Below are 25,649 nucleotides of genomic sequence, written 5' to 3'. Positions count from 1 at the left end.
AATGAAGTTTGTTGATGAAGCATCGATTCTGGTCGTTGCAGGTGATGGCGGTAATGGTTGCGTGAGCTTCCGCCGCGAAAAGTATATTCCGAAAGGCGGCCCGGATGGCGGCGACGGCGGTGACGGTGGTGACGTCTGGATGGAAGCCGACGAGAACCTGAACACGCTGATCGATTATCGTTTTGAAAAATCTTTCCGTGCAGAACGCGGTCAGAACGGCGCAAGCCGCGATTGTACCGGTAAGCGCGGTAAAGACGTCACGATTAAAGTGCCGGTAGGTACGCGTGTTATCGATCAGGGTACCGGTGAAACCATGGGCGATATGACCAAACACGGTCAGCGTCTGCTGGTTGCCAAGGGCGGCTGGCACGGTCTGGGCAATACCCGCTTCAAATCGTCCGTTAACCGTACGCCACGGCAGAAAACCAACGGTACGCCGGGCGATAAGCGCGAGCTGCTGCTGGAGCTGATGCTGCTGGCTGACGTCGGTATGCTGGGAATGCCGAATGCGGGTAAATCGACCTTTATCCGCGCGGTCTCGGCGGCTAAACCGAAAGTGGCGGATTATCCGTTTACCACTCTGGTACCGAGCCTGGGTGTGGTTCGTATGGATAACGAAAAGAGCTTCGTTGTTGCCGATATTCCAGGACTGATTGAAGGCGCTGCGGAAGGCGCAGGTCTGGGCATTCGCTTCCTGAAACACCTGGAACGTTGCCGCGTCTTGTTGCACCTCATCGATATCGATCCGATTGACGGTACCGATCCGGTTGAAAACGCGCGTATTATTATCAGCGAGCTGGAAAAATACAGCCAGGATTTGGCGGCAAAACCACGTTGGTTAGTCTTCAACAAGATCGACCTGCTGGATAAGGCAGAAGCTGAAGAGAAAGCCAAAGCGATCGCGGAGGCGCTGGGCTGGGAAGATAAATATTATCTGATCTCTGCGGCGAGCGGACTGGGCGTGAAAGATCTCTGCTGGGATGTGATGACTTTTATCATTGAAAACCCAGTTGTGCAGGCCGAAGAAGCGAAACAGCCAGAGAAAGTCGAATTCATGTGGGATGATTATCACCGTCAGCAGCTTGAAGAGATTGCTGAAGAGGATGATGAAGACTGGGATGACGACTGGGACGAAGACGACGAAGAAGGCGTTGAGTTCATTTACAAGCGTTAATCAGCTAAACCCCGGCCATGTGCCGGGGTTTCTCTTTAGACTAATTATTCTGATAAATATCTTTATACAAACGGCTTTCAAAACGCACTAACGGAATGCGGCGATTACGCTGAGCCGCGGGTTCTACCGCATAGCCAGAAAGATATTGTACAAACGCCATTCGTTGCCCGCTCGCTGTGGTAATGAATCCCGCCAGGTTATATACCCCCTGCAAAGAACCGGTTTTTGCTGAGACCTTTCCGTCCACGCCAGCCTGATGCAGGCCCGCACGGTACTGCAAAGAGCCGTCATAGCCTGCCAGCGGCAGCATAGAGATAAAGTTAAGTTCATTGTCATGTTGGGCAATGTATTGCAGCACCTGCATCATGGTGGCAGGTGCAATCAGGTTATGCCGCGAAAGCCCTGAACCATCGGCAATAATCGTGTTACCAATATCGATACCAGCTTGCTGACGCAGGATCTGACGTACGGCATCCGATCCGGCCCGCCATGTTCCGGGCACATTGAAGCGCGCATGGCCTATCATGCGGAAAACCGTATCGGCAATCATGTTGTCTGACTTTTTCAGCATAATCTTAAGCAGATCGTGCAACGGGGCCGACTGTTTACTGGCAACTACCGTTCCGGGTTCATTAACCTGAGTCTGGCGCAGTAGTGTTCCGCTCCAGGTGATACCTGCCTGTTTTAACTCATCTTTCAGAATTGCACCGGCATAGCTGGCTCCATCCTGTATGGCAAAAGCCAACGGGAGCGGCTCAGAACGTTGTGGCAGGCATCCGGTCAGCGTAAAGCGGTTCAGGTCGCCTGGCACCACATCCAGCTCGCAATATTGCGCTTCGGCAGAACCACGGGGGAGGGTGCGTACCTGGCTGAACATCGTAACAGGGTAATAAGATGCCACGCGTATAAAGGCCATATCACCGGGTTTTTGGGCACTGTAGAGCGAGACGGAGAAACAGTTGCGGTCAACTATGGCGGCGGCAGGCGGAGCGCTAAAGCATTGTGTCATGTCATTCCACGGCCAGCCGGGGGCTTTATCGTGGCTGGCAAAAATGGAGGTGTCTATCAACACATTACCATCAATTTGGTTGACGCCAGATTTTTTCAAAGTCGTGACCATATTGCGAATATCCTGACGTTTTAACGTCGGATCGGCACCAAATCGCGCCACTAAGTCACCCTTGAGTACGCCGTTTTCCACATTGCCTTTGGTTTCAAGCGTAGTGGTAAAACGAAAATCGGGGCCGAGTTGAATCAACGCCGCCAGCGCAGTAATCACTTTCTGCGTACTCGCGGGCAACGCCATCTGCTGGCTGTGGTAATCAATAGCGGGGGCCGACGCGCCGACTTTTTGCACCATCAGGGCAAGGTTGGCACCAGCGGGAAGTTGAGTAATGTACTCATCAACATTTGCGGCCTGAACACTGAACGCTATACAGCTGGTCAATCCGATGATAAATCTGGAAAATCGCATAATCTCGCGCTAACAACCTGGAATCGAGCCGTCATACTACGGCGCAACGCCCTATAAAGTAAACGATGACCCTTCGGGAACTTCAGGGTAAAATGACTATCAAAATGTGAATTGTAGCTGACCTGGGACTTGTACCCGGGTCGGTATTTTTTGCTTCTGGTCCCGGTGAGGAGTTATGCCGGGCAGGCCGAACAGCTGGGGTGGGTGGAGACTCGCCCCATCAGGAATATTCAAGAGGTATAACAAATGCAAGCTATTCCGATGACCTTACGCGGCGCTGAAAAATTACGCGAAGAGCTGGATTTTCTGAAATCTGTGCGCCGTCCTGAAATTATTGCTGCTATCGCGGAAGCGCGCGAGCATGGCGACCTGAAAGAAAACGCCGAATACCACGCAGCTCGTGAACAGCAGGGTTTCTGCGAAGGTCGTATCAAAGATATTGAAGCCAAACTGTCGAACGCCCAGGTGATTGATGTCACCAAAATGCCTAACAATGGGCGCGTTATTTTTGGTGCTACCGTAACGGTGTTGAATCTGGATTCTGACGAAGAGCAGACTTATCGCATCGTTGGCGATGACGAAGCTGACTTTAAACAGAACCTGATTTCTGTAAACTCGCCTATTGCCCGTGGCCTGATCGGCAAAGAAGAAGATGATGTTGTGGTCATCAAAACGCCGGGCGGCGAAGTAGAATTTGAAGTAATTAAGGTGGAATACCTGTAAGAATTACCCAATACTCAAGATGTTGATGTATTGTAAAGAAAGGAAAAAGGCCGCTATGCGGCCTTTTATCAACGAACAGAGCGTGGCATTTTGCTCTCCTGCCTGCGGAAAACCCCTCGTTTTACACAGCAAATGTGTGTAACTTTAGGATAATCTTAGCGCGGCAGCGAGATTTTACGTTCTTTAGTTGGGCGATAAAGCACCAGCGTTTTACCGATGACCTGTACATTACAGGCGCCGGTTTCGCGCACGATAGCTTCCACGATCAAGGTTTTAGTTTCGCGATCTTCGGTGGCGATTTTCACCTTGATGAGTTCATGGTGCTCTAACGCTTGTTCAATCTCGGCCAGTACCCCTTCGGTCAAACCATTACTGCCAAGCAGAACAACTGGCTTGAGCGGATGTGCCAGACCTTTCAGGTGCTGTTTTTGTTTAGTACTCAGATTCATCGTATTTTTTGCTTACGTTGGGATTGAAAACGGGTCATTCTACCGCCATCTCCCATATATCACCAAATAGGCGCGTAAAAATTTACGCAATTGGTTACGATGAGTTATCCCCATGGGAAAGTTAAATGACAGGTAAGAAGCGTTCTGCCAGCTCCAGCCGCTGGCTTCAGGAACACTTTAGCGATAAATATGTTCAACAGGCACAGAAAAAGGGGTTACGTTCCCGTGCCTGGTTTAAACTTGATGAAATACAGCAAAGTGACAAACTCTTTAAACCGGGAATGACGGTTGTCGACCTTGGTGCTGCTCCGGGTGGTTGGTCACAATATGTGGTCACCCAAATTGGCGGCAAAGGCCGCATCATCGCTTGCGATCTTTTACCTATGGATCCTATCGTTGGTGTGGACTTTCTTCAGGGCGATTTTCGTGATGAACTGGTGATGAAAGCACTGCTGGAGCGCGTTGGCGACAGCAAAGTCCAGGTTGTCATGTCCGATATGGCACCAAACATGAGCGGAACACCGGCGGTGGATATCCCCCGTGCCATGTATCTGGTGGAACTGGCGTTAGAAATGTGTCGTGATGTATTAGCGCCAGGTGGCAGTTTTGTAGTGAAGGTGTTCCAGGGCGAAGGTTTCGATGAGTATCTAAGGGAAATTCGCTCCCTGTTTACGAAGGTCAAAGTTCGTAAGCCGGACTCTTCTCGTGCACGTTCGCGGGAAGTGTATATTGTAGCGACCGGGCGTAAACCCTAACCGGGAGATTTCAGACGAAAGTTTGAAAGATGCTGGATATAGAGTATCCTGACGCTGTTTTTAACACAGTTGTAATAAGAGGTTAATCCCTTGAGTGACATGGCGAAAAACCTAATACTCTGGCTGGTCATTGCCGTTGTGCTGATGTCAGTATTCCAGAGCTTTGGGCCCAGCGAGTCTAATGGCCGTAAGGTGGATTACTCTACCTTCCTACAAGAGGTCAATAACGACCAGGTTCGTGAAGCGCGTATCAACGGACGTGAAATCAACGTTACCAAGAAAGATAGTAACCGTTATACCACTTACATTCCGGTTCAGGATCCGAAATTACTGGATAACCTGTTGACCAAGAACGTCAAGGTTGTCGGTGAACCGCCTGAAGAACCAAGCCTGCTGGCTTCTATCTTCATCTCCTGGTTCCCGATGCTGTTGCTGATTGGTGTCTGGATCTTCTTCATGCGTCAAATGCAGGGCGGCGGTGGCAAAGGTGCCATGTCGTTCGGTAAGAGCAAAGCGCGCATGCTGACGGAAGATCAGATCAAAACGACCTTTGCTGACGTTGCGGGCTGCGACGAAGCAAAAGAAGAAGTTGCTGAACTGGTTGAGTATCTGCGCGAGCCGAGCCGCTTCCAGAAACTCGGCGGTAAGATCCCGAAAGGCGTCCTGATGGTCGGTCCTCCGGGTACCGGTAAAACGCTGCTGGCGAAAGCGATTGCAGGCGAAGCGAAAGTTCCGTTCTTTACTATCTCCGGTTCTGACTTCGTAGAAATGTTCGTCGGTGTGGGTGCATCCCGTGTTCGTGACATGTTCGAACAGGCGAAGAAAGCGGCTCCGTGCATCATCTTTATCGATGAAATCGACGCCGTAGGCCGCCAGCGTGGCGCAGGTCTGGGCGGTGGTCACGATGAACGTGAACAGACTCTGAACCAGATGCTGGTTGAGATGGATGGCTTCGAAGGTAACGAAGGTATCATCGTTATCGCTGCGACTAACCGTCCGGACGTTCTCGACCCGGCGCTGCTGCGTCCTGGCCGTTTCGACCGTCAGGTTGTGGTTGGCTTGCCAGATGTTCGCGGCCGTGAGCAGATTCTGAAAGTTCACATGCGTCGCGTACCATTGGCACCCGATATCGACGCGGCAATCATTGCCCGTGGTACTCCTGGTTTCTCCGGTGCTGACCTGGCGAACCTGGTGAACGAAGCGGCACTGTTCGCTGCTCGTGGCAACAAACGTGTTGTGTCGATGGTTGAGTTCGAGAAAGCGAAAGACAAAATCATGATGGGTGCGGAACGTCGCTCCATGGTGATGACGGAAGCGCAAAAAGAATCGACTGCTTACCACGAAGCAGGTCACGCGATTATCGGTCGCCTGGTGCCGGAACACGATCCGGTGCACAAAGTAACGATTATCCCGCGCGGTCGTGCGCTGGGTGTGACCTTCTTCTTGCCTGAGGGCGACGCAATCAGCGCCAGCCGTCAGAAACTGGAAAGCCAGATTTCTACGCTGTACGGCGGTCGTCTGGCTGAAGAGATCATCTACGGGCCGGAACATGTTTCTACCGGGGCGTCCAACGATATTAAAGTTGCGACCAACCTGGCGCGTAACATGGTTACCCAGTGGGGCTTCTCTGAGAAACTCGGTCCGCTGCTGTATGCGGAAGAAGAAGGTGAAGTGTTCCTCGGTCGTAGCGTAGCGAAAGCGAAACATATGTCCGATGAAACGGCACGCATCATCGACCAGGAAGTGAAAGCACTGATCGAGCGTAACTATAATCGTGCGCGTCAGCTTCTGACCGACAACATGGATATTCTGCATGCGATGAAAGATGCTCTCATGAAATATGAGACTATCGACGCACCGCAGATTGATGACCTGATGGCACGTCGCGATGTACGTCCGCCAGCGGGCTGGGAAGAACCAGGCGCTTCTAACAATTCTGGCGACAATGGTAGTCCAAAGGCTCCGCGTCCGGTTGATGAACCGCGTACGCCGAACCCGGGTAACACCATGTCAGAGCAGTTAGGCGACAAGTAAGTTCCCGCATTAGATGACTGTATTTGTACTGAAAACCCCGGGGCGTGCTCCGGGGTTTTTTCTTATCAATTCATACCAGGGATAACATCATGAAACTCTTTGCCCAGGGCACTTCACTGGACCTTAGCCATCCTCACGTAATGGGGATCCTCAACGTTACGCCTGATTCCTTTTCGGATGGCGGCACGCATAACTCGCTGATAGATGCGGTGAAACATGCGAATCTGATGATTAACGCTGGCGCGACGATCATTGACGTTGGTGGCGAGTCCACGCGCCCAGGGGCGGCGGAAGTTAGCGTTGAAGAAGAGTTGCAACGTGTTATTCCTGTGGTTGAGGCAATTGCTCAACGCTTCGAAGTCTGGATCTCGGTAGATACTTCCAAACCAGAAGTCATCCGTGAGTCAGCGAAAGTTGGTGCTCACATTATTAACGATATTCGCTCCCTTTCCGAACCTGGCGCTCTGGAAGCTGCTGCAGAAACCGGTTTGCCAGTTTGCCTGATGCATATGCAGGGAAATCCAAAAACCATGCAGGAAGCCCCGAAGTATGACGATGTCTTTGCGGAAGTGAATCGCTACTTTATTGAGCAAATAGCACGTTGCGAGCAGGCGGGTATCGCAAAAGAGAAATTGTTGCTCGACCCCGGATTCGGTTTCGGTAAAAATCTCTCCCATAACTATTCATTACTGGCGCGCCTGGCTGAATTTCACCATTTCAACCTGCCGCTGTTGGTGGGTATGTCACGAAAATCGATGATTGGGCAATTGCTGAACGTGGGGCCGTCCGAGCGCCTGAGCGGTAGTTTGGCCTGTGCGGTCATTGCCGCAATGCAAGGTGCGCACATCATTCGTGTTCATGACGTCAAAGAAACCGTAGAAGCGATGCGGGTGGTGGAAGCCACTCTGTCTGCAAAGGAAAACAAACGCTATGAGTAATCGTAAATATTTCGGTACCGATGGGATTCGTGGTCGTGTAGGGGATGCGCCGATCACCCCTGATTTTGTACTTAAGTTGGGTTGGGCCGCCGGTAAAGTGCTGGCGCGCCACGGCTCGCGTAAGATCATTATTGGTAAAGACACGCGTATTTCTGGCTATATGCTGGAGTCAGCACTGGAAGCGGGTCTGGCGGCTGCGGGCCTTTCCGCACTCTTTACAGGCCCGATGCCTACACCTGCCGTGGCTTATCTGACGCGTACCTTCCGCGCAGAGGCCGGGATTGTAATTTCTGCATCGCATAACCCATTCTACGATAACGGCATTAAATTCTTTTCTATTGACGGTACTAAGCTGCCGGATGCAGTTGAAGAAGCCATCGAAGCGGAAATGGAAAAAGAGATCAGCTGTGTTGATTCGGCAGAACTGGGTAAAGCCAGCCGTATCGTTGATGCTGCGGGTCGCTATATCGAGTTTTGCAAAGCCACGTTCCCGAACGAACTTAGCCTCAGTGAACTGAAGATTGTGGTGGATTGCGCAAATGGCGCGACTTATCACATCGCGCCGAACGTGCTGCGTGAACTGGGGGCGAACGTTATCGCTATCGGTTGTGAGCCGAACGGCGTAAACATCAATGCCGAAGTGGGGGCAACTGATGTTCGTGCGTTACAGGCGCGCGTACTGGCTGAAAAAGCAGATCTTGGTATCGCCTTTGACGGTGACGGCGACCGTGTGATTATGGTTGACCATGAAGGCAATAAAGTCGATGGCGACCAGATTATGTATATCATCGCGCGCGAAGGTCTGCGTCAGGGCCAACTGCGTGGTGGCGCGGTGGGTACATTGATGAGCAACATGGGGCTGGAACTGGCGCTGAAACAGTTAGGAATTCCATTTGCGCGCGCGAAAGTGGGTGACCGCTACGTACTGGAAAAAATGCAGGAGAAAGGCTGGCGTATCGGTGCAGAGAACTCTGGTCATGTGATCCTGCTGGATAAAACCACAACCGGTGACGGCATCGTTGCTGGTTTGCAGGTGCTGGCGGCGATGGCGCGTAACCATATGAGCCTGCACGATCTTTGCAGCGGCATGAAAATGTTCCCGCAGATTCTGGTTAACGTGCGTTACACCGCAGGTAGTGGCGATCCGCTGGAGCATGAATCAGTCAAAGCCGTGACCGCAGAAGTTGAAGCGGCGCTGGGCAGCCGCGGACGTGTGCTGTTGCGTAAATCCGGCACCGAGCCATTAATTCGCGTGATGGTGGAAGGCGAAGACGAAGCGCAGGTGACTGAATTTGCACACCGCATCGCTGATGCAGTAAAAGCCGTTTAAAACAGTAGAAGGCTGGCTAAAAAGGCGGCGATTGTCGCCTTTTTTCTCAGCGAACACATCGGTTTTGCTGTTTTTTTCCGCAGTTGATACAATGCGATAAAATTGCCCTTGCGAAGGTCATTCGCTTTGGTTAGTATTCACACCCGCTTCAGTGGGAAAGATTAAAAACTCCCGCTTTATTGGTTGAAGCATTGGTACGCGGCAACTCCGCAAGGAACAGGTTGATTATGTACGAAGCTCTTTTAGTAGTTTTCCTTATTGTGGCAATTGGCCTTGTTGGTCTGATCATGCTGCAGCAAGGTAAAGGCGCTGATATGGGAGCCTCCTTCGGAGCAGGCGCTTCCGCTACGCTGTTTGGTTCAAGTGGTTCTGGTAACTTCATGACCCGCATGACGGCGCTGCTGGCAACGTTATTCTTCATCATCAGTCTGGTGCTGGGTAACATCAATAGCAACAAAACCAATAAAGGTAGTGAATGGGAAAACCTGAGTGCGCCGGCCAAAACCGAACAAACTCAGCCAGCTGCTCCGGCTAAGCCGACCAGCGATATCCCGAACTAAAAAGTAGTATCCGTGCCGAGGTGGTGGAATTGGTAGACACGCTACCTTGAGGTGGTAGTGCCCAATAGGGCTTACGGGTTCAAGTCCCGTCCTCGGTACCAAATTCCAGAAAAGAGACGCTGAAAAGCGTCTTTTTTCGTTTTGGTCCTGGTCTGAGGAATGGTTGTCAGGTATCTGTATCTCGTCCAGTTGCTTTACTCGTAGCTGGTTCTTTGAAACGATGGTGCCGGTACGCCTTAGTTATAAACTTTTCCCTACTGCTGACATAATTGGCACTTTATTGTGTCAACTCCAGTTCCGGTACGAATACGGATATGTTTACTTCTCGATAAACCATCCTGCTCCTGTCAGTATAACTACTGATGGCTACGTTCTGCGTAATGTTTAGAGACGCATTGATAATGTTATTTAATTACTGAGAACAATGGCCGCATCATTTAAAAAGAAAAAACTAACAGTGTTTCGGTCTGATATGGATCAGCGTTGAAAAACATGTCTGATATAAAATTGAACATTGTTGATAATTGTTTATATTGGTTGTGAACTTGGATTTCTGGATGACAGTATTCAACAAATTTGTTAGAAGTTTTAAATCTCATTGGTTGTTGTATCTTTGTGTTATTGTTTTTGGTATTACGAACTTAGTCGCCTCTTCCGGAGCGCATATGGTTCAGCGATTGCTGTTCTTCGTTCTGACCATCCTGGTTGTTAAACGTATATCATCCCTTCCGCTTCGCCTGCTTGTTGCCGCACCATTTGTGTTACTGACAGCGGCAGACATGAGTATTAGCCTCTATTCATGGTGTACCTTTGGTACAACTTTCAATGATGGATTTGCGATTAGTGTGCTGCAGAGTGATCCGGATGAAGTTGTCAAAATGCTGGGGATGTATATCCCTTATCTATGTTCTTTTGCCTTTTTATCCCTTCTTTTTTTGGCAGTAATAATAAAATATGATGTTTCCTTGCCGACGAAAAAAGTGACAGGAATATTATTGCTGATTGTCATTTCGGGCAGTTTATTTTCCGCTTGTCAATTTGCTTATAAAGATGCAAAAAATAAAAAAGCGTTCAGTCCATATATACTAGCGTCGCGATTTGCTACCTATACACCGTTTTTCAATCTCAATTATTTTGCTTTAGCAGCGAAAGAGCATCAAAGATTACTCTCAATTGCAAACACGGTGCCGAATTTTCAATTATCAGTCAGGGATACAGGTATTGATACCTACGTGTTGATTGTGGGGGAGTCTGTACGTGTCGACAATATGTCTTTGTATGGATATACACGCTCTACGACACCGCAAGTCGAAGCACAAAGAAAACAGATCAAACTGTTTAATCAAGCAATAAGCGGTGCACCTTACACTGCGCTGTCGGTTCCCCTTTCTTTAACTGCTGATTCTGTTTTGAGTCATGACATTCATAATTACCCGGACAACATTATTAATATGGCTAATCAAGCAGGATTTCAGACTTTCTGGCTAAGCTCGCAATCCGCTTTTCGGCAGAATGGTACAGCAGTTACCAGTATCGCCATGCGCGCCATGGAAACAGTCTATGTCAGAGGATTTGATGAATTGTTGTTGCCGCATTTATCGCAAGCGTTACAGCAAAAGACGCAGCAAAAGAAACTGATTGTTCTTCATTTAAATGGAAGCCATGAACCGGCTTGTAGCGCCTATCCGCAATCCAGCGCCGTGTTTCAACCACAGGACGATCAGGATGCCTGCTATGACAACTCCATTCATTACACAGATAGTTTGCTAGGTCAGGTTTTTGAATTATTAAAAGATCGCCGAGCCTCGGTCATGTATTTTGCCGACCATGGCCTGGAACGCGACCCGACGAAGAAGAACATTTATTTTCATGGAGGCAGGGAGGCCAGCCAGCAGGCATATCATGTTCCGATGTTTATCTGGTATAGCCCCGTTCTTGGGGATGGCGTGGATCGCACAACGGAAAACGATATCTTTTCCACTGCTTACAATAATTACCTTATTAATGCGTGGATGGGGGTAACAAAGCCGGAACAGCCGCAAACGCTGGAGGAAGTGATTGCACACTATAAAGGAGACTCACGGGTTGTAGATGCAAACCATGATGTTTTCGATTTTGTGATGCTAAGAAAGGAGTTTACTGAGGATAAGCAAGGTAACCCCACCCCTGAAGGGCAGGGTTGATGTCGAATTACTGGCCTTTATTTTCCAGATTCTCCACCTGCGGCACGCCCGAAGCGGCAGAGGAGGAGAGCAGGCCAGTTTTGGCATAACCGAAAAGTTTCTCGCGGGTATCGGTGATATCCAGGTTGCGCATGGTCAGTTGACCGATACGATCATCTGGCGAGAACACCGAGTCGCCTTTTTCCATCGTCAGACGCTCTGGCTTGTAGGTCAGATTGTCAGAGACGGTATTAAGGATGGAGTAATCGTTCCCGCGGCGCAGTTCCAGGGTAACTTCACCAGTGATCTGGCTGGCAACCCAGCGTTGCAGGGAGTCACGCAGCATCAGCGCCTGGGAGTCAAACCAACGTCCCTGGTACAGCAGACGGCCCAACTGACGACCATGTGCATGATACTGCTCAATGGTGTCTTCGTTGTGAATACCAGTAAGCAGACGTTCATACGCAATGTGCAGCAGCGCCATCCCCGGAGCCTCGTAAATACCACGGCTTTTCGCTTCGATGATACGGTTTTCAATCTGGTCGCTCATGCCCAGGCCGTGACGACCGCCGATGCGGTTAGCTTCCAGCATCATTTCTACGTCGTCGCTAAAGGTTTTACCGTTCAGCGCCACTGGATGACCTTGCTCAAAGCGTACTGTGACTTCTTCTGCCGGGATCTTCACGCTCTCATCCCAGAACTTCACGCCCATAATCGGGTTGACGATTTTGACGCTGGAGTTGAGGTATTCCAGATCCTTCGCTTCATGCGTTGCACCAAGCATGTTGGAGTCCGTGGAGTAGGCTTTTTCGACAGACATTTTGTAGTCGAAACCGCAGGCAATCATAAATTCAGACATTTCATGACGGCCGCCCAGTTCATCAATAAAATCAGTATCAAGCCACGGTTTGTAAATCTGAAGTTCAGCATTGGTCAGCAGACCGTAACGATAGAAACGTTCGATATCGTTTCCTTTATAGGTACTGCCGTCCCCCCAGATATTCACGCCATCTTCTTTCATGGCGGCAACCAGCATGGTGCCGGTCACGGCGCGGCCCAGCGGCGTCGTGTTGAAATAGGTCAGGCCGCCGGTGGTGTTATGAAATGCGCCACACTGAATAGCGGCAATACCTTCGGCAACCAGTTGTTTGCGGCAGTCGATCAGACGTGCGTTCTCCGCGCCGTATTCCATGGCACGACGAGGGATTGCATCATAATCCTCTTCGTCTGGCTGGCCCAGGTTTGCAGTATATGCATAAGGAACCGCTCCCTTTTGTCGCATCCACAGCAGTGCGGCACTGGTGTCCAGACCGCCGGAAAAAGCGATACCAATACGTTGACCTACCGGGAGATGCTTGAGAATCGTCGTCATAAAATAACACCCTGCTTAATTAACTGATGATGAGCCTGGATTTCCGCTCTCACTGAATTTTTATGCAAAATAAATGAGTTTTCATTTAATCATCTTTTATCGGTGACAGGAAGAGTTTAGTGTGTTTTTTGTAAAATAATGCGCTTAAGGAGGAGCAGTAGAGGGCAAAAGTATTCGACAAACGAAAGTGAACTGGATATTCATTCACGCGATTAGCAATAAATGTTGACAAAATGTGGCGTGGATCACTATAATGCCTGCAGATTTTACGTCCCGTCTCGGTACACCAAATCCCAGCAGTGTTTGCATTTTTTACCCAAAACGAGTAGAATTTGCCACGTTTCAGGCGCGGGGTGGAGCAGCCTGGTAGCTCGTCGGGCTCATAACCCGAAGGTCGTCGGTTCAAATCCGGCCCCCGCAACCACTTTCCCTTAGAGTCCTTTTTCAAATATACTGTGAAGACTTCGGCCTTCGTAGTGGGATTTGAAAAAATCCTTCTGGAAAGTGCTCCAGACCGCAGTTGCGGTTATAGGGTTCAGTTATATAAAGCCCCGATTTATCGGGGTTTTTTGTTATCTGACTACAGAATAACTGGGCTTTAGGCCCTTTTTTTATGTCTTGGGGGTGGGCTTGTCCACATTAGAGCAAAAATTAACAGAGATGATTACTGCGCCAGTTGAGGCCCTGGGTTTTGAACTGGTTGGCATCGAGTTTATTCGCGGTCGCACATCCACACTGCGCATCTATATTGATAGTGAAGATGGCATCAATGTTGATGATTGTGCTGATGTGAGCCACCAGGTAAGTGCTGTGCTGGATGTCGAAGATCCCATCACCGTTGCTTATAACCTGGAAGTCTCCTCACCGGGTCTCGATCGCCCACTGTTCACGGCTGAACACTACGCCCGTTTCGTCGGAGAAGAGGTGACTCTGGTTCTCCGTATGGCGGTACAAAACCGTCGTAAATGGCAGGGCGTTATCAAAGCGGTAGACGGTGAAATGATCACAGTTACCGTCGAAGGTAAAGATGAAGTGTTCGCGCTGAGTAATATCCAGAAGGCGAACCTGGTTCCCCACTTTTAATAGTCTGGATGAGGTGAAAAGCCCGCGATGAACAAAGAAATTTTGGCTGTAGTTGAAGCCGTCTCCAATGAAAAGGCGCTGCCTCGCGAGAAAATTTTCGAAGCGTTGGAAAGCGCGCTGGCTACAGCAACCAAGAAAAAATACGAACAAGAGATCGACGTTCGCGTACAAATCGATCGCAAAAGCGGTGATTTTGACACCTTCCGTCGCTGGCTGGTAGTTGATGAAGTCACCCAGCCAACGAAAGAAATCACTCTTGAAGCTGCGCGCTTTGAAGATGAAAGCCTGAATCTGGGCGATTACGTTGAAGATCAGATTGAGTCTGTTACCTTTGACCGTATCACCACCCAGACGGCAAAACAGGTTATTGTGCAGAAAGTGCGTGAAGCCGAACGTGCGATGGTGGTTGATCAGTTCCGTGAACACGAAGGTGAAATCATCACCGGCGTGGTGAAAAAAGTAAACCGCGACAACATCTCTCTGGATCTGGGCAACAACGCTGAAGCCGTGATCCTGCGTGAAGATATGCTGCCGCGTGAAAACTTCCGCCCTGGCGACCGCGTTCGTGGTGTGCTCTATTCCGTTCGCCCGGAAGCGCGTGGCGCACAACTGTTCGTCACCCGTTCCAAGCCGGAAATGCTGATCGAACTGTTCCGCATTGAAGTGCCGGAAATCGGCGAAGAAGTGATTGAAATTAAAGCAGCGGCTCGCGACCCGGGTTCTCGTGCGAAAATCGCGGTGAAAACCAACGATAAACGTATCGATCCGGTAGGTGCTTGCGTAGGTATGCGTGGCGCGCGTGTTCAGGCAGTTTCTACTGAACTGGGCGGCGAACGTATCGATATCGTCCTGTGGGATGATAACCCGGCGCAGTTCGTGATTAACGCAATGGCACCGGCAGATGTTGCTTCTATCGTGGTGGATGAAGATAAACACACCATGGATATCGCCGTTGAAGCCGGTAATCTGGCGCAGGCGATTGGCCGTAACGGTCAGAACGTGCGTCTGGCTTCGCAACTGAGCGGTTGGGAACTCAACGTGATGACCGTTGACGACCTGCAGGCTAAGCATCAGGCAGAAGCGCACGCAGCGATCGACACCTTCACCAAATATCTCGACATCGACGAAGACTTTGCGACTGTCCTGGTAGAAGAAGGCTTCTCGACGCTGGAAGAACTGGCCTATGTGCCGATGAAAGAGCTGTTGGAAATCGAAGGCCTTGATGAGCCGACCGTTGAAGCACTGCGCGAGCGTGCTAAAAATGCACTGGCCACCATTGCACAGGTCCAGGAAGAAAGCCTCGGTGATAACAAACCGGCTGACGATCTGCTGAACCTTGAAGGGATAGATCGTGATTTGGCATTCAAACTGGCCGCCCGTGGCGTTTGTACGCTGGAAGATCTCGCCGAACAGGGCATTGATGATCTGGCTGATATCGAAGGGTTGACCGACGAAAAAGCCGGAGCACTGATTATGGCTGCCCGTAATATTTGCTGGTTCGGTGACGAAGCGTAATAAACTGTAGCAGGAAGGAACAGCATGACAGATGTAACGATTAAAACGCTGGCCGCAGAGCGACAGACCTCCGTGGAACGCCTGGTACAGCAATTTGCTGATGCAGGTATCCGGAAGTCTGCTGACGACTCTGTGTCCGCACAAGAGAAACAGACTTTAATTGACCACCTGAATCAGAAAAATTCAGGCCCGGACAAATTAACGCTGCAACGTAAAACCCGCAGCACCCTTAACATTCCTGGTACCGGTGGAAAAAGCAAATCGGTACAAATCGAAGTCCGCAAGAAACGCACCTTTGTGAAACGCGATCCGCAAGAGGCTGAACGCCTTGCTGCGGAAGAGCAGGCGCAGCGTGAAGCGGAAGAGCAAGCCCGTCGTGAGGCAGAAGAATCGGCCAAACGCGAGGCGCAACAAAAAGCTGAACGTGAGGCCGCAGAACAAGCTAAGCGTGAAGCCGCTGAACAAGCGAAACGTGAAGCTGCGGAAAAAGACAAAGTGAGCAATCAACAAGACGATATGACTAAAAACGCCCAGGCTGAAAAAGCCCGCCGTGAGCAGGAAGCTGCAGAGCTCAAGCGTAAAGCTGAAGAAGAAGCGCGTCGTAAACTCGAAGAAGAAGCACGTCGCGTTGCTGAAGAAGCACGTCGTATGGCGGAAGAAAACAAATGGACTGATAACGCGGAACCGACTGAAGATTCCAGCGATTATCACGTTACTACTTCTCAACATGCTCGCCAGGCAGAAGACGAAAGCGATCGTGAAGTCGAAGGCGGCCGTGGCCGTGGTCGTAACGCGAAAGCAGCGCGTCCGAAGAAAGGCAACAAACACTCTGAATCAAAAGCTGATCGTGAAGAAGCACGCGCAGCAGTACGTGGCGGTAAAGGCGGAAAACGTAAAGGTTCTTCGCTGCAGCAAGGCTTCCAGAAGCCAGCTCAGGCCGTTAACCGTGACGTTGTGATTGGCGAAACCATCACCGTTGGTGAACTGGCGAACAAGATGGCGGTTAAAGGTTCTCAGGTCATCAAAGCGATGATGAAACTGGGCGCAATGGCAACCATCAACCAGGTTATCGATCAGGAAACCGCACAGCTGGTTGCTGAAGAGATGGGCCACAAGGTTATCCTGCGTCGTGAAAACGAGCTGGAAGAAGCGGTAATGAGCGACCGTGACACAGGTGCTGCGGCTGAACCGCGCGCGCCGGTTGTGACCATCATGGGTCACGTTGACCACGGTAAAACCTCTTTGCTGGACTACATTCGTTCAACGAAAGTGGCCTCTGGCGAAGCGGGCGGCATTACCCAGCACATTGGTGCATACCACGTTGAAACTGAAAACGGCATGATCACCTTCCTGGACACCCCGGGGCACGCCGCGTTTACTTCAATGCGTGCACGTGGTGCGCAGGCAACGGACATCGTAGTCCTGGTTGTTGCTGCCGACGACGGCGTAATGCCGCAGACCATCGAAGCAATTCAGCACGCGAAAGCGGCAGGCGTGCCGGTTGTGGTTGCAGTGAACAAGATCGACAAACCAGAAGCCGATCCAGATCGCGTTAAGAACGAACTCTCCCAGTACGGCATCCTGCCGGAAGAGTGGGGCGGTGAAAGCCAGTTCGTACACGTGTCTGCGAAAGCAGGTACCGGTATCGATGAACTGCTGGACGCTATCCTGTTGCAGGCAGAAGTTCTGGAACTGAAAGCGGTACGTAAAGGTATGGCGAGCGGTGCGGTTATCGAATCCTTCCTCGATAAAGGTCGTGGTCCGGTTGCTACCGTTCTGGTACGTGAAGGTACTCTGCACAAGGGCGACATCGTTCTGTGTGGTTTCGAATACGGTCGTGTTCGCGCAATGCGTAACGAAATGGGTCAGGAAGTGCTGGAAGCAGGTCCGTCCATTCCAGTTGAAATCCTTGGCTTGTCCGGTGTTCCGGCAGCGGGTGACGAAGTTACCGTAGTGCGTGACGAGAAGAAAGCACGTGAAGTTGCACTGTATCGTCAGGGCAAATTCCGTGAAGTTAAACTGGCACGTCAGCAGAAATCGAAACTCGAGAACATGTTCGCTAACATGACCGAAGGCGAAGTTCACGAAGTGAACATCGTTCTGAAGGCAGACGTTCAGGGTTCCGTGGAAGCGATCTCCGACTCCTTGCTGAAACTGTCTACTGACGAAGTTAAAGTGAAGATCATCGGTTCTGGCGTAGGTGGTATCACCGAAACCGACGCTACCCTGGCTGCGGCGTCCAACGCCATCCTGGTTGGCTTCAACGTACGTGCTGATGCCTCTGCACGTAAAGTGATTGAAGCGGAAAGCCTGGATCTGCGTTACTACTCCGTCATCTATAACCTGATCGACGAAGTGAAAGCGGCGATGAGCGGTATGCTGTCTCCGGAACTGAAACAGCAGATTATCGGTCTGGCGGAAGTTCGTGATGTGTTCAAATCACCGAAATTTGGTGCCATCGCAGGTTGTATGGTTACTGAAGGTGTGGTTAAACGTCACAATCCGATCCGCGTTCTGCGCGACAACGTGGTTATCTACGAAGGCGAGCTGGAGTCCCTGCGCCGCTTCAAAGATGACGTTAACGAAGTCCGTAACGGTATGGAATGTGGTATCGGCGTTAAGAACTACAACGACGTCCGCACTGGCGATGTGATCGAAGTATTCGAAATCATCGAGATCCAACGTACCATCGCTTAAGGTTTTTAGGGTTCTATGCGGGATAAGGCGTTTACGCCGCATCCGGCATGGATTGCCTGATGCGACGCTGGCGCGTCTTATCAGGCTACGTGAACAGCCCTTCTAACTGAAATTAATTTTAAAAAGGGGCTAACAGCCCCTTTTTTGTCAGGAGAATTTATTATGGCGAAAGAATTTGGTCGCCCGCAGCGCGTAGCGCAGGAAATGCAAAAAGAGATCGCTCTCATCCTGCAACGCGAAATTAAAGATCCTCGTCTGGGCATGATGACCACCGTTTCCGGTGTCGAAATGTCTCGTGACCTGGCGTATGCAAAAGTATATGTGACGTTCCTTAACGACAAAGATGAAGACGCGGTTAAAGCGGGCATCAAAGCGTTGCAGGAAGCTTCTGGTTTCATCCGCAGCCTGCTGGGGAAAGCGATGCGCCTGCGTATCGTGCCGGAACTGACCTTCTTCTACGACAACTCTCTGGTTGAAGGGATGCGCATGTCAAACCTGGTGACCAGCGTGGTCAAACATGACGAAGAACGTCGTGTTAACCCGGACGACAGCAAGGAGGACTAATGAGTCGTCCTCGTCGTCGCGGTCGCGACATTAACGGCGTTTTGTTGCTGGATAAACCGCAGGGGATGTCCAGCAACGATGCGCTACAAAAAGTGAAACGGATTTATAACGCCAACCGTGCCGGGCATACCGGTGCGCTGGACCCGCTGGCGACCGGCATGCTGCCGATTTGCCTCGGGGAAGCCACCAAGTTTTCCCAGTATCTGCTGGACTCTGACAAACGCTATCGGGTGATTGCGCGTCTTGGACAGCGTACCGATACTTCTGATGCCGACGGACAAATCGTTGAAGAACGTCCGGTAACCTTTAGTGCAGAGCAACTGGCGGCGGCACTGGATACTTTCCGTGGTGATATCGAACAGATCCCATCGATGTATTCAGCACTGAAATACCAGGGCAAAAAACTGTACGAATATGCGCGTCAGGGAATTGAAGTCCCGCGTGAAGCACGCCCGATTACCGTTTATGAATTGCTGTTTATTCGCCACGAAGGCAATGAACTGGAGCTGGAAATTCACTGCTCAAAAGGCACCTATATCCGCACTATCATTGACGATCTCGGCGAAAAACTCGGCTGTGGCGCGCATGTTATTTACCTGCGTCGCCTGGCTGTAAGTAAATATCCGGTTGAACGGATGGTGACTCTGGAACATCTGCGTGAACTGGTTGAGCAAGCCGAGCAGCAGGATATTCCGGCAGCGAAGTTACTTGATCCATTACTGATGCCAATGGACAGTCCAGCTTCGGACTATCCGGTGGTGAATCTTCCGTTAACGTCTTCTGTTTACTTCAAAAATGGTAACCCGGTTCGTACATCCGGTGCGCCGCTGGAAGGACTGGTTCGCGTTACAGAAGGTGAGAATGGCAAGTTTATCGGTATGGGCGAAATTGACGATGAAGGCCGCGTTGCGCCTCGTCGCCTGGTGGTTGAATACCCGGCGTAATATTAACCGTCTTGCGATAACAAGTCGCTACGAGTAGAATACTGCCGCTTAACGTCGCGTAAATTGTTTAACACTTTGCGTAACGTACACTGGGATCGCTGAATTAGAGATCGGCGTCCTTTCATTCTATATACTTTGGAGTTTTAAAATGTCTCTAAGTACTGAAGCAACAGCTAAAATCGTTTCTGAGTTTGGTCGTGACGCAAACGACACCGGTTCTACTGAAGTTCAGGTAGCACTGCTGACTGCACAGATCAACCACCTGCAGGGCCACTTTGCAGAGCACAAAAAAGATCACCACAGCCGTCGTGGTCTGCTGCGCATGGTTTCTCAGCGTCGTAAACTGCTCGACTACCTGAAACGTAAAGACGTAGCACGTTACACCCAGCTCATCGAGCGCCTGGGTCTGCGTCGCTAATTCTTGCGAGTTTCAGAAAAGGGGCCTGAGTGGCCCCTTTTTTCAAACTGACGGCAGCAATTCACTGGAAACTAATGTATTGTTGCTATGAATGATCTTCCGTTGCAGAGGTTCGCGCGGCTAATGAGAGGCTTTACCCACATTGGGCTGGGTTAGGGTTGTCATTAGTCGCGAGGATGCGCAGAAGATCGGGTATTAACACCAGTGCCGTAAGGTGCTGTCTAAGAAAGAGAAAGGATATTACATTGCTTAATCCGATCGTTCGTAAATTCCAGTACGGCCAACACACCGTGACTCTGGAAACCGGCATGATGGCTCGTCAGGCTACTGCCGCTGTTATGGTTAGCATGGATGACACCGCGGTATTTGTTACCGTTGTCGGCCAGAAAAAAGCCAAACCAGGTCAGGACTTCTTCCCGCTGACCGTTAACTATCAGGAGCGTACCTACGCTGCTGGTCGTATCCCGGGTAGCTTCTTCCGTCGTGAAGGCCGCCCAAGCGAAGGCGAAACCTTGATTGCGCGTCTGATTGACCGCCCGATTCGCCCGCTGTTTCCGGAAGGTTTCGTCAACGAAGTTCAGGTTATCGCCACCGTGGTTTCTGTTAACCCGCAGGTTAACCCGGATATCGTCGCGATGATTGGTGCTTCTGCGGCGCTGTCTCTGTCTGGTATTCCGTTCAATGGTCCGATTGGTGCTGCCCGCGTAGGTTACATCAATGACCAGTACGTACTGAACCCGACTCAGGACGAGCTGAAAGAGAGCAAACTGGACCTGGTTGTTGCCGGTACGGAAGCTGCTGTGCTGATGGTTGAATCTGAAGCTGAACTGCTGAGCGAAGACCAGATGCTGGGCGCAGTGGTGTTCGGTCATGAACAACAGCAAGTTGTTATTCAGAACATCAATGAACTGGTGAAAGAAGCTGGTAAACCGCGTTGGGATTGGCAGCCTGAGCCGGTAAACGAAGCGCTGAACGCGCGCGTTGCTGCACTGGCTGAAGCTCGTCTGAGCGATGCTTATCGCATCACCGACAAACAAGAGCGTTATGCGCAGGTTGATGTCATCAAATCTGAAACCATCGCGACGCTGCTTGCTGAAGACGAAACCCTGGACGAAAACGAACTGGGTGAAATTCTGCACGCTATCGAGAAAAATGTTGTTCGTAGCCGCGTACTGGCAGGCGAACCGCGTATCGACGGTCGTGAAAAAGATATGATCCGTGGTCTGGATGTGCGTACTGGCGTGCTGCCGCGTACTCACGGTTCTGCGTTGTTCACCCGTGGTGAAACGCAGGCACTGGTTACCGCAACGCTGGGTACTGCACGTGACGCACAGGTTCTTGATGAACTGATGGGCGAACGTACTGACACCTTCCTGTTCCACTACAACTTCCCTCCGTATTCCGTAGGTGAAACTGGCATGGTCGGTTCTCCGAAGCGTCGTGAAATTGGTCACGGTCGTCTGGCGAAGCGCGGCGTGCTGGCAGTAATGCCGGATATGGACAAATTCCCGTACACCGTACGTGTAGTGTCTGAAATTACCGAATCCAACGGTTCTTCTTCTATGGCTTCCGTGTGCGGTGCGTCTCTGGCGCTGATGGACGCAGGTGTGCCAATCAAAGCTGCTGTTGCGGGTATCGCAATGGGTCTGGTGAAAGAAGGCGACAACTACGTTGTACTGTCTGACATTTTGGGCGACGAAGATCACCTGGGCGATATGGACTTCAAAGTTGCGGGTTCCCGCGACGGTATCTCTGCACTGCAGATGGATATCAAAATTGAAGGTATCACCAAAGAGATCATGCAGGTTGCGCTGAATCAAGCTAAAGGTGCGCGTCTGCATATCCTGGGCGTCATGGAGCAGGCGATCAACGCGCCGCGTGGTGATATCTCTGAGTTTGCACCGCGTATCCATACCATCAAGATCAATCCGGACAAGATCAAAGACGTTATCGGTAAAGGCGGTTCTGTTATCCGTGCCCTGACCGAAGAAACTGGCACCACCATCGAAATCGAAGATGACGGTACTGTGAAGATCGCAGCGACCGACGGCGAGAAAGCGAAACACGCTATTCGTCGTATCGAAGAAATCACCGCAGAAATCGAAGTGGGTCGCGTCTACAATGGTAAAGTGACCCGTATCGTTGACTTTGGCGCGTTTGTTGCCATCGGCGGCGGTAAAGAAGGTCTGGTCCACATCTCTCAAATCGCCGACAAGCGTGTTGAGAAAGTGACCGACTACCTGCAGATGGGTCAGGAAGTACCGGTGAAAGTTCTGGAAGTCGATCGCCAGGGCCGTATCCGTCTGAGCATTAAAGAAGCGACTGAGCAGTCTCAACCTGCTGCAGCACCGGAAGCTCCGGCTGCTGAACAGGGCGAGTAAGGTTGCCATTTGCCCTCCGCTGCGGCGGGGGGCTTTTAACCGGGCAGGACGCCTTGTTAGCAACCGGGAACAGGACGTTCATTCAACCGTGGTCTTCGGGAGTGGGAAATGAAGCCTTTTTTGCGCTGGTGTTTCGTTGCGACAGCACTTACGCTTGCAGGATGCAGTAATACTTCCTGGCGTAAAAGTGAAGTCCTCGCGGTACCATTGCAACCGACTTTGCAGCAGGAAGTGATTCTGGCACGTATGGAACAAATCCTTGCCAGTCGGGCTTTAACCGATGACGAACGCGCACAGCTTTTATATGAGCGCGGAGTGTTGTATGATAGTCTCGGTCTGAGGGCATTAGCGCGTAACGATTTTTCGCAAGCGCTGGCAATCCGACCGGATATGCCTGAAGTATTCAATTACTTAGGCATATATTTAACGCAGGCAGGCAATTTTGATGCTGCCTATGAAGCGTTTGATTCTGTACTTGAGCTTGATCCAACTTACAACTACGCGCACTTGAATCGCGGGATCGCATTATATTACGGCGGTCGTGACAAGTTAGCGCAAGATGATCTGCTGGCGTTTTATCAAGACGATCCCAATGATCCTTTCCGTAGTCTGTGGCTTTATCTCGCCGAGCAGAAGCTCGATGAGAAGCAGGCTAAAGAAGTGTTAAAACAGCACTTCGAAAAATCGGATAAGGAGCAGTGGGGATGGAACATTGTCGAGTTCTACCTGGGCAACATTAGCGAACAAACGTTAATGGAAAGGCTCAAGGCGGACGCAACGGATAACACCTCGCTCGCTGAGCATCTCAGTGAAACCAACTTCTATTTAGGTAAGTACTACCTAAGTCTGGGGGATTTGGACAGCGCCACGGCACTGTTCAAACTGGCGGTTGCCAACAACGTTCATAACTTTGTTGAGCACCGATACGCATTGTTGGAATTATCGCTCCTGGGCCAGGACCAAGATGACCTGGCAGAATCGGACCAGCAATAGCTGACGTACACATCAGCCCGTAATCTTTTTTGATTGCCATCACCTTAACGGGTGAGGGCGTTGTTGTTCGTTAATACACCTACTTTGAGCCGGTTCACACTTTTCAATGAAAATTGCTGATCAATTTCATGATGAGTTATGTAGACTGGCCGCCATTAATTTTGAGGCACACGTACTACATGGCTGAATTCGAAACCACTTTTGCAGATCTGGGCCTGAAGGCTCCTATCCTTGAAGCCCTTAACGATCTGGGTTACGAAAAACCATCTCCAATTCAGGCAGAGTGTATTCCACATCTGCTGAATGGCCGCGACGTTCTGGGTATGGCCCAGACGGGGAGCGGAAAAACTGCAGCATTCTCTTTACCTCTGCTGCAAAATCTTGATCCTGAGCTGAAAGCACCACAGATTCTGGTGCTGGCACCGACCCGCGAACTGGCGGTACAGGTTGCTGAGGCAATGACGGATTTCTCTAAACACATGCGCGGCGTAAACGTGGTTGCCCTGTACGGCGGCCAGCGTTATGACGTGCAATTACGCGCCCTGCGTCAGGGGCCGCAGATCGTTGTCGGTACTCCTGGCCGTCTGCTGGATCACCTGAAACGTGGCACTCTGGACCTCTCTAAACTGAGCGGTCTGGTTCTGGATGAAGCTGACGAAATGCTGCGCATGGGCTTCATCGAAGACGTTGAAACCATTATGGCGCAGATCCCGGAAGGTCATCAGACCGCTCTGTTCTCTGCAACTATGCCGGAAGCGATTCGTCGCATTACCCGCCGCTTTATGAAAGAGCCGCAGGAAGTACGCATTCAGTCCAGCGTGACTACCCGTCCTGACATCAGCCAGAGCTACTGGACTGTGTGGGGGATGCGTAAAAACGAAGCGCTGGTACGTTTCCTGGAAGCGGAAGATTTTGATGCGGCGATTATCTTCGTTCGTACTAAAAACGCGACTTTGGAAGTGGCAGAAGCTCTTGAGCGTAACGGCTACAACAGCGCTGCACTGAACGGTGACATGAACCAGGCGCTGCGTGAGCAGACTCTGGAACGCCTGAAAGATGGTCGTCTGGATATCCTGATTGCGACCGACGTTGCGGCCCGTGGCCTGGACGTTGAGCGTATCAGCCTGGTAGTTAACTACGATATCCCGATGGATTCTGAGTCTTACGTTCACCGTATTGGTCGTACCGGCCGTGCGGGGCGTGCTGGTCGCGCACTGCTGTTCGTTGAGAACCGCGAGCGTCGTCTGCTGCGCAACATTGAACGCACTATGAAGCTGACCATTCCGGAAGTAGAACTGCCGAACGCAGAGCTGCTGGGCAAACGCCGTCTGGAAAAATTCGCCGCTAAAGTACAGCAGCAGCTGGAAAGCAGCGATCTGGATCAATACCGTGCACTGCTGAACAAAATTCAGCCGACTGCAGAAGGTGAAGAGCTGGATCTCGAAACTCTGGCAGCCGCACTGCTGAAAATGGCACAGGGTGAACGTACTCTGATCGTGCCGCCAGATGCGCCGATGCGTCCGAAACGTGAATTCCGTGACCGTGATGACCGTGGTCCGCGCGATCGTAACGACCGTGGCCCGCGTGGCGACCGTGAAGATCGTCCGCGTCGTGAACGTCGTGATGTTGGCGATATGCAGCTGTACCGTATTGAAGTGGGCCGCGATGATGGTGTTGAAGTTCGTCATATCGTTGGCGCGATTGCTAACGAAGGCGACATCAGCAGCCGTTACATCGGTAACATCAAGCTGTTTGCTTCTCACTCCACCATCGAACTGCCGAAAGGTATGCCGGGTGAAGTGCTGCAACACTTTACGCGTACTCGCATTCTCAACAAGCCGATGAACATGCAGCTGCTGGGCGATGCACAGCCGCATACTGGTGGTGAGCGTCGTGGTGGTGGTCGTGGTTTCGGTGGCGAACGTCGTGAAGGCGGTCGTAACTTCAGCGGTGAGCGCCGTGAAGGTGGTCGTGGTGATGGTCGTCGTTTCAGCGGCGAACGTCGTGAAGGCCGCACGCCGCGTCGTGATGACTCTACTGGTCGTCGTCGTTTCGGTGGTGATGCGTAATTCGCTGACCCGCA

General features: G+C 51.1%; 21 protein-coding genes and 2 tRNA genes. 20 read left to right on the top strand and 3 right to left on the bottom strand.

What is annotated here, in order from left to right:
- The first annotated feature begins 1 nt into the window (after position 1).
- Entirely contained in the window at positions 2-1,174 is a 1,173-nt protein-coding gene (gene cgtA, locus QUF14_RS19925) for an Obg family GTPase CgtA (protein ID WP_000673561.1), read from the top strand.
- A gap of 40 nt (positions 1,175-1,214) precedes the next feature.
- Here cgtA and dacB read toward each other — a convergent pair whose 3' ends face one another.
- Entirely contained in the window at positions 1,215-2,648 is a 1,434-nt protein-coding gene (gene dacB, locus QUF14_RS19920) for a serine-type D-Ala-D-Ala carboxypeptidase (RefSeq protein WP_001212631.1), read from the bottom strand.
- Between the two features lie 246 nt (positions 2,649-2,894).
- Between dacB and greA the strand changes: the two genes are divergently transcribed.
- Positions 2,895-3,371: a transcription elongation factor GreA gene (gene greA, locus QUF14_RS19915; protein WP_001148001.1), complete on the top strand. Its 477-nt coding sequence runs from the start codon at positions 2,895-2,897 to the stop codon at positions 3,369-3,371.
- A 155-nt stretch (positions 3,372-3,526) separates the two neighbouring features.
- Here the strand turns inward: greA and yhbY are convergent, their stop codons facing one another.
- The gene (gene yhbY / locus QUF14_RS19910) at positions 3,527-3,820 is read right to left on the bottom strand and encodes a ribosome assembly RNA-binding protein YhbY (RefSeq protein ID WP_001054420.1); all 294 of its coding nucleotides are present in this window, start codon (positions 3,818-3,820) and stop codon (positions 3,527-3,529) included.
- A gap of 125 nt (positions 3,821-3,945) precedes the next feature.
- On the opposite strand from yhbY, the gene rlmE reads away from it, so the two are divergent.
- The 7 genes from rlmE (at position 3,946) to QUF14_RS19875 (ending at position 11,620) form a co-directional block, all read left to right on the top strand.
- Positions 3,946-4,575 (top strand): 23S rRNA (uridine(2552)-2'-O)-methyltransferase RlmE, encoded by a 630-nt coding sequence (gene rlmE, locus QUF14_RS19905; RefSeq protein WP_000145975.1) that lies wholly within the window; start codon positions 3,946-3,948, stop codon positions 4,573-4,575.
- A 99-nt stretch (positions 4,576-4,674) separates the two neighbouring features.
- Positions 4,675-6,609, top strand: a complete 1,935-nt coding sequence (gene ftsH, locus QUF14_RS19900) for an ATP-dependent zinc metalloprotease FtsH (RefSeq protein ID WP_001107467.1) — start codon at positions 4,675-4,677, stop codon at positions 6,607-6,609.
- A gap of 89 nt (positions 6,610-6,698) precedes the next feature.
- Complete coding sequence (folP, locus tag QUF14_RS19895) at positions 6,699-7,547, top strand: dihydropteroate synthase (protein ID WP_000764731.1); 849 nt, start codon at positions 6,699-6,701, stop codon at positions 7,545-7,547.
- The gene (glmM, locus tag QUF14_RS19890; protein ID WP_000071137.1) at positions 7,540-8,877 is read left to right on the top strand and encodes a phosphoglucosamine mutase; all 1,338 of its coding nucleotides are present in this window, start codon (positions 7,540-7,542) and stop codon (positions 8,875-8,877) included. The genes folP and glmM overlap by 8 nt, the downstream gene beginning before the upstream one ends.
- Before the next feature lie 227 nt (positions 8,878-9,104).
- Complete coding sequence (gene secG / locus QUF14_RS19885; protein WP_001295556.1) at positions 9,105-9,437, top strand: preprotein translocase subunit SecG; 333 nt, start codon at positions 9,105-9,107, stop codon at positions 9,435-9,437.
- Between the two features lie 14 nt (positions 9,438-9,451).
- Positions 9,452-9,538, top strand: a tRNA-Leu gene (locus QUF14_RS19880).
- A gap of 456 nt (positions 9,539-9,994) precedes the next feature.
- Positions 9,995-11,620, top strand: a complete 1,626-nt coding sequence (locus tag QUF14_RS19875) for a phosphoethanolamine transferase family protein (RefSeq protein ID WP_100733915.1) — start codon at positions 9,995-9,997, stop codon at positions 11,618-11,620.
- A gap of 7 nt (positions 11,621-11,627) precedes the next feature.
- On the opposite strand, the gene argG is transcribed toward QUF14_RS19875, so the two are convergent.
- Complete coding sequence (gene argG, locus QUF14_RS19870; RefSeq protein WP_000207675.1) at positions 11,628-12,971, bottom strand: argininosuccinate synthase; 1,344 nt, start codon at positions 12,969-12,971, stop codon at positions 11,628-11,630.
- Between the two features lie 347 nt (positions 12,972-13,318).
- Between argG and QUF14_RS19865 the strand changes: the two genes are divergently transcribed.
- The 11 genes from QUF14_RS19865 to deaD all read left to right on the top strand — a co-directional run bounded on the left by QUF14_RS19865 (position 13,319) and on the right by deaD (position 25,635).
- Positions 13,319-13,395, top strand: a tRNA-Met gene (locus tag QUF14_RS19865).
- Positions 13,396-13,601: 206 nt separating this feature from the next.
- Positions 13,602-14,054 (top strand): ribosome maturation factor RimP, encoded by a 453-nt coding sequence (gene rimP, locus QUF14_RS19860; protein WP_001300397.1) that lies wholly within the window; start codon positions 13,602-13,604, stop codon positions 14,052-14,054.
- A 27-nt stretch (positions 14,055-14,081) separates the two neighbouring features.
- The gene (nusA, locus tag QUF14_RS19855) at positions 14,082-15,569 is read left to right on the top strand and encodes a transcription termination factor NusA (protein WP_100733916.1); all 1,488 of its coding nucleotides are present in this window, start codon (positions 14,082-14,084) and stop codon (positions 15,567-15,569) included.
- Positions 15,570-15,593: 24 nt separating this feature from the next.
- A complete protein-coding gene (infB, locus tag QUF14_RS19850; protein WP_000133052.1) occupies positions 15,594-18,266 on the top strand; it encodes a translation initiation factor IF-2 in 2,673 nt (890 codons plus the stop codon).
- A 162-nt stretch (positions 18,267-18,428) separates the two neighbouring features.
- Positions 18,429-18,830 (top strand): 30S ribosome-binding factor RbfA, encoded by a 402-nt coding sequence (gene rbfA / locus QUF14_RS19845; protein WP_001040205.1) that lies wholly within the window; start codon positions 18,429-18,431, stop codon positions 18,828-18,830.
- Positions 18,830-19,774: a tRNA pseudouridine(55) synthase TruB gene (truB, locus tag QUF14_RS19840; protein WP_000089701.1), complete on the top strand. Its 945-nt coding sequence runs from the start codon at positions 18,830-18,832 to the stop codon at positions 19,772-19,774. The genes rbfA and truB overlap by 1 nt, the downstream gene beginning before the upstream one ends.
- A gap of 148 nt (positions 19,775-19,922) precedes the next feature.
- A complete protein-coding gene (gene rpsO / locus QUF14_RS19835) occupies positions 19,923-20,192 on the top strand; it encodes a 30S ribosomal protein S15 (RefSeq protein ID WP_000059466.1) in 270 nt (89 codons plus the stop codon).
- Positions 20,193-20,437: 245 nt separating this feature from the next.
- Entirely contained in the window at positions 20,438-22,573 is a 2,136-nt protein-coding gene (gene pnp, locus QUF14_RS19830; protein ID WP_001298330.1) for a polyribonucleotide nucleotidyltransferase, read from the top strand.
- A gap of 108 nt (positions 22,574-22,681) precedes the next feature.
- Positions 22,682-23,566 carry a lipoprotein NlpI gene (gene nlpI, locus QUF14_RS19825; RefSeq protein ID WP_000802080.1) on the top strand — a complete coding sequence of 295 codons (885 nt, stop codon included), beginning with the start codon at positions 22,682-22,684 and terminating at the stop codon, positions 23,564-23,566.
- Between the two features lie 106 nt (positions 23,567-23,672).
- Positions 23,673-23,753, top strand: a complete 81-nt coding sequence (gene yrbN / locus QUF14_RS19820) for a protein YrbN (protein ID WP_010723222.1) — start codon at positions 23,673-23,675, stop codon at positions 23,751-23,753.
- Positions 23,746-25,635: an ATP-dependent RNA helicase DeaD gene (gene deaD / locus QUF14_RS19815; protein WP_024212165.1), complete on the top strand. Its 1,890-nt coding sequence runs from the start codon at positions 23,746-23,748 to the stop codon at positions 25,633-25,635. The genes yrbN and deaD overlap by 8 nt, the downstream gene beginning before the upstream one ends.
- Positions 25,636-25,649: the final 14 nt, after the last annotated feature.

It is taken from the genome of Escherichia sp. HH091_1A (assembly GCF_030295175.1).
In the GTDB taxonomy this organism is placed as follows: domain Bacteria; phylum Pseudomonadota; class Gammaproteobacteria; order Enterobacterales; family Enterobacteriaceae; genus Escherichia; species Escherichia coli_F.
The sequence above is the reverse complement of the archived record's forward strand: the minus strand, read 5'-3'. Positions and strand labels throughout refer to the sequence as shown.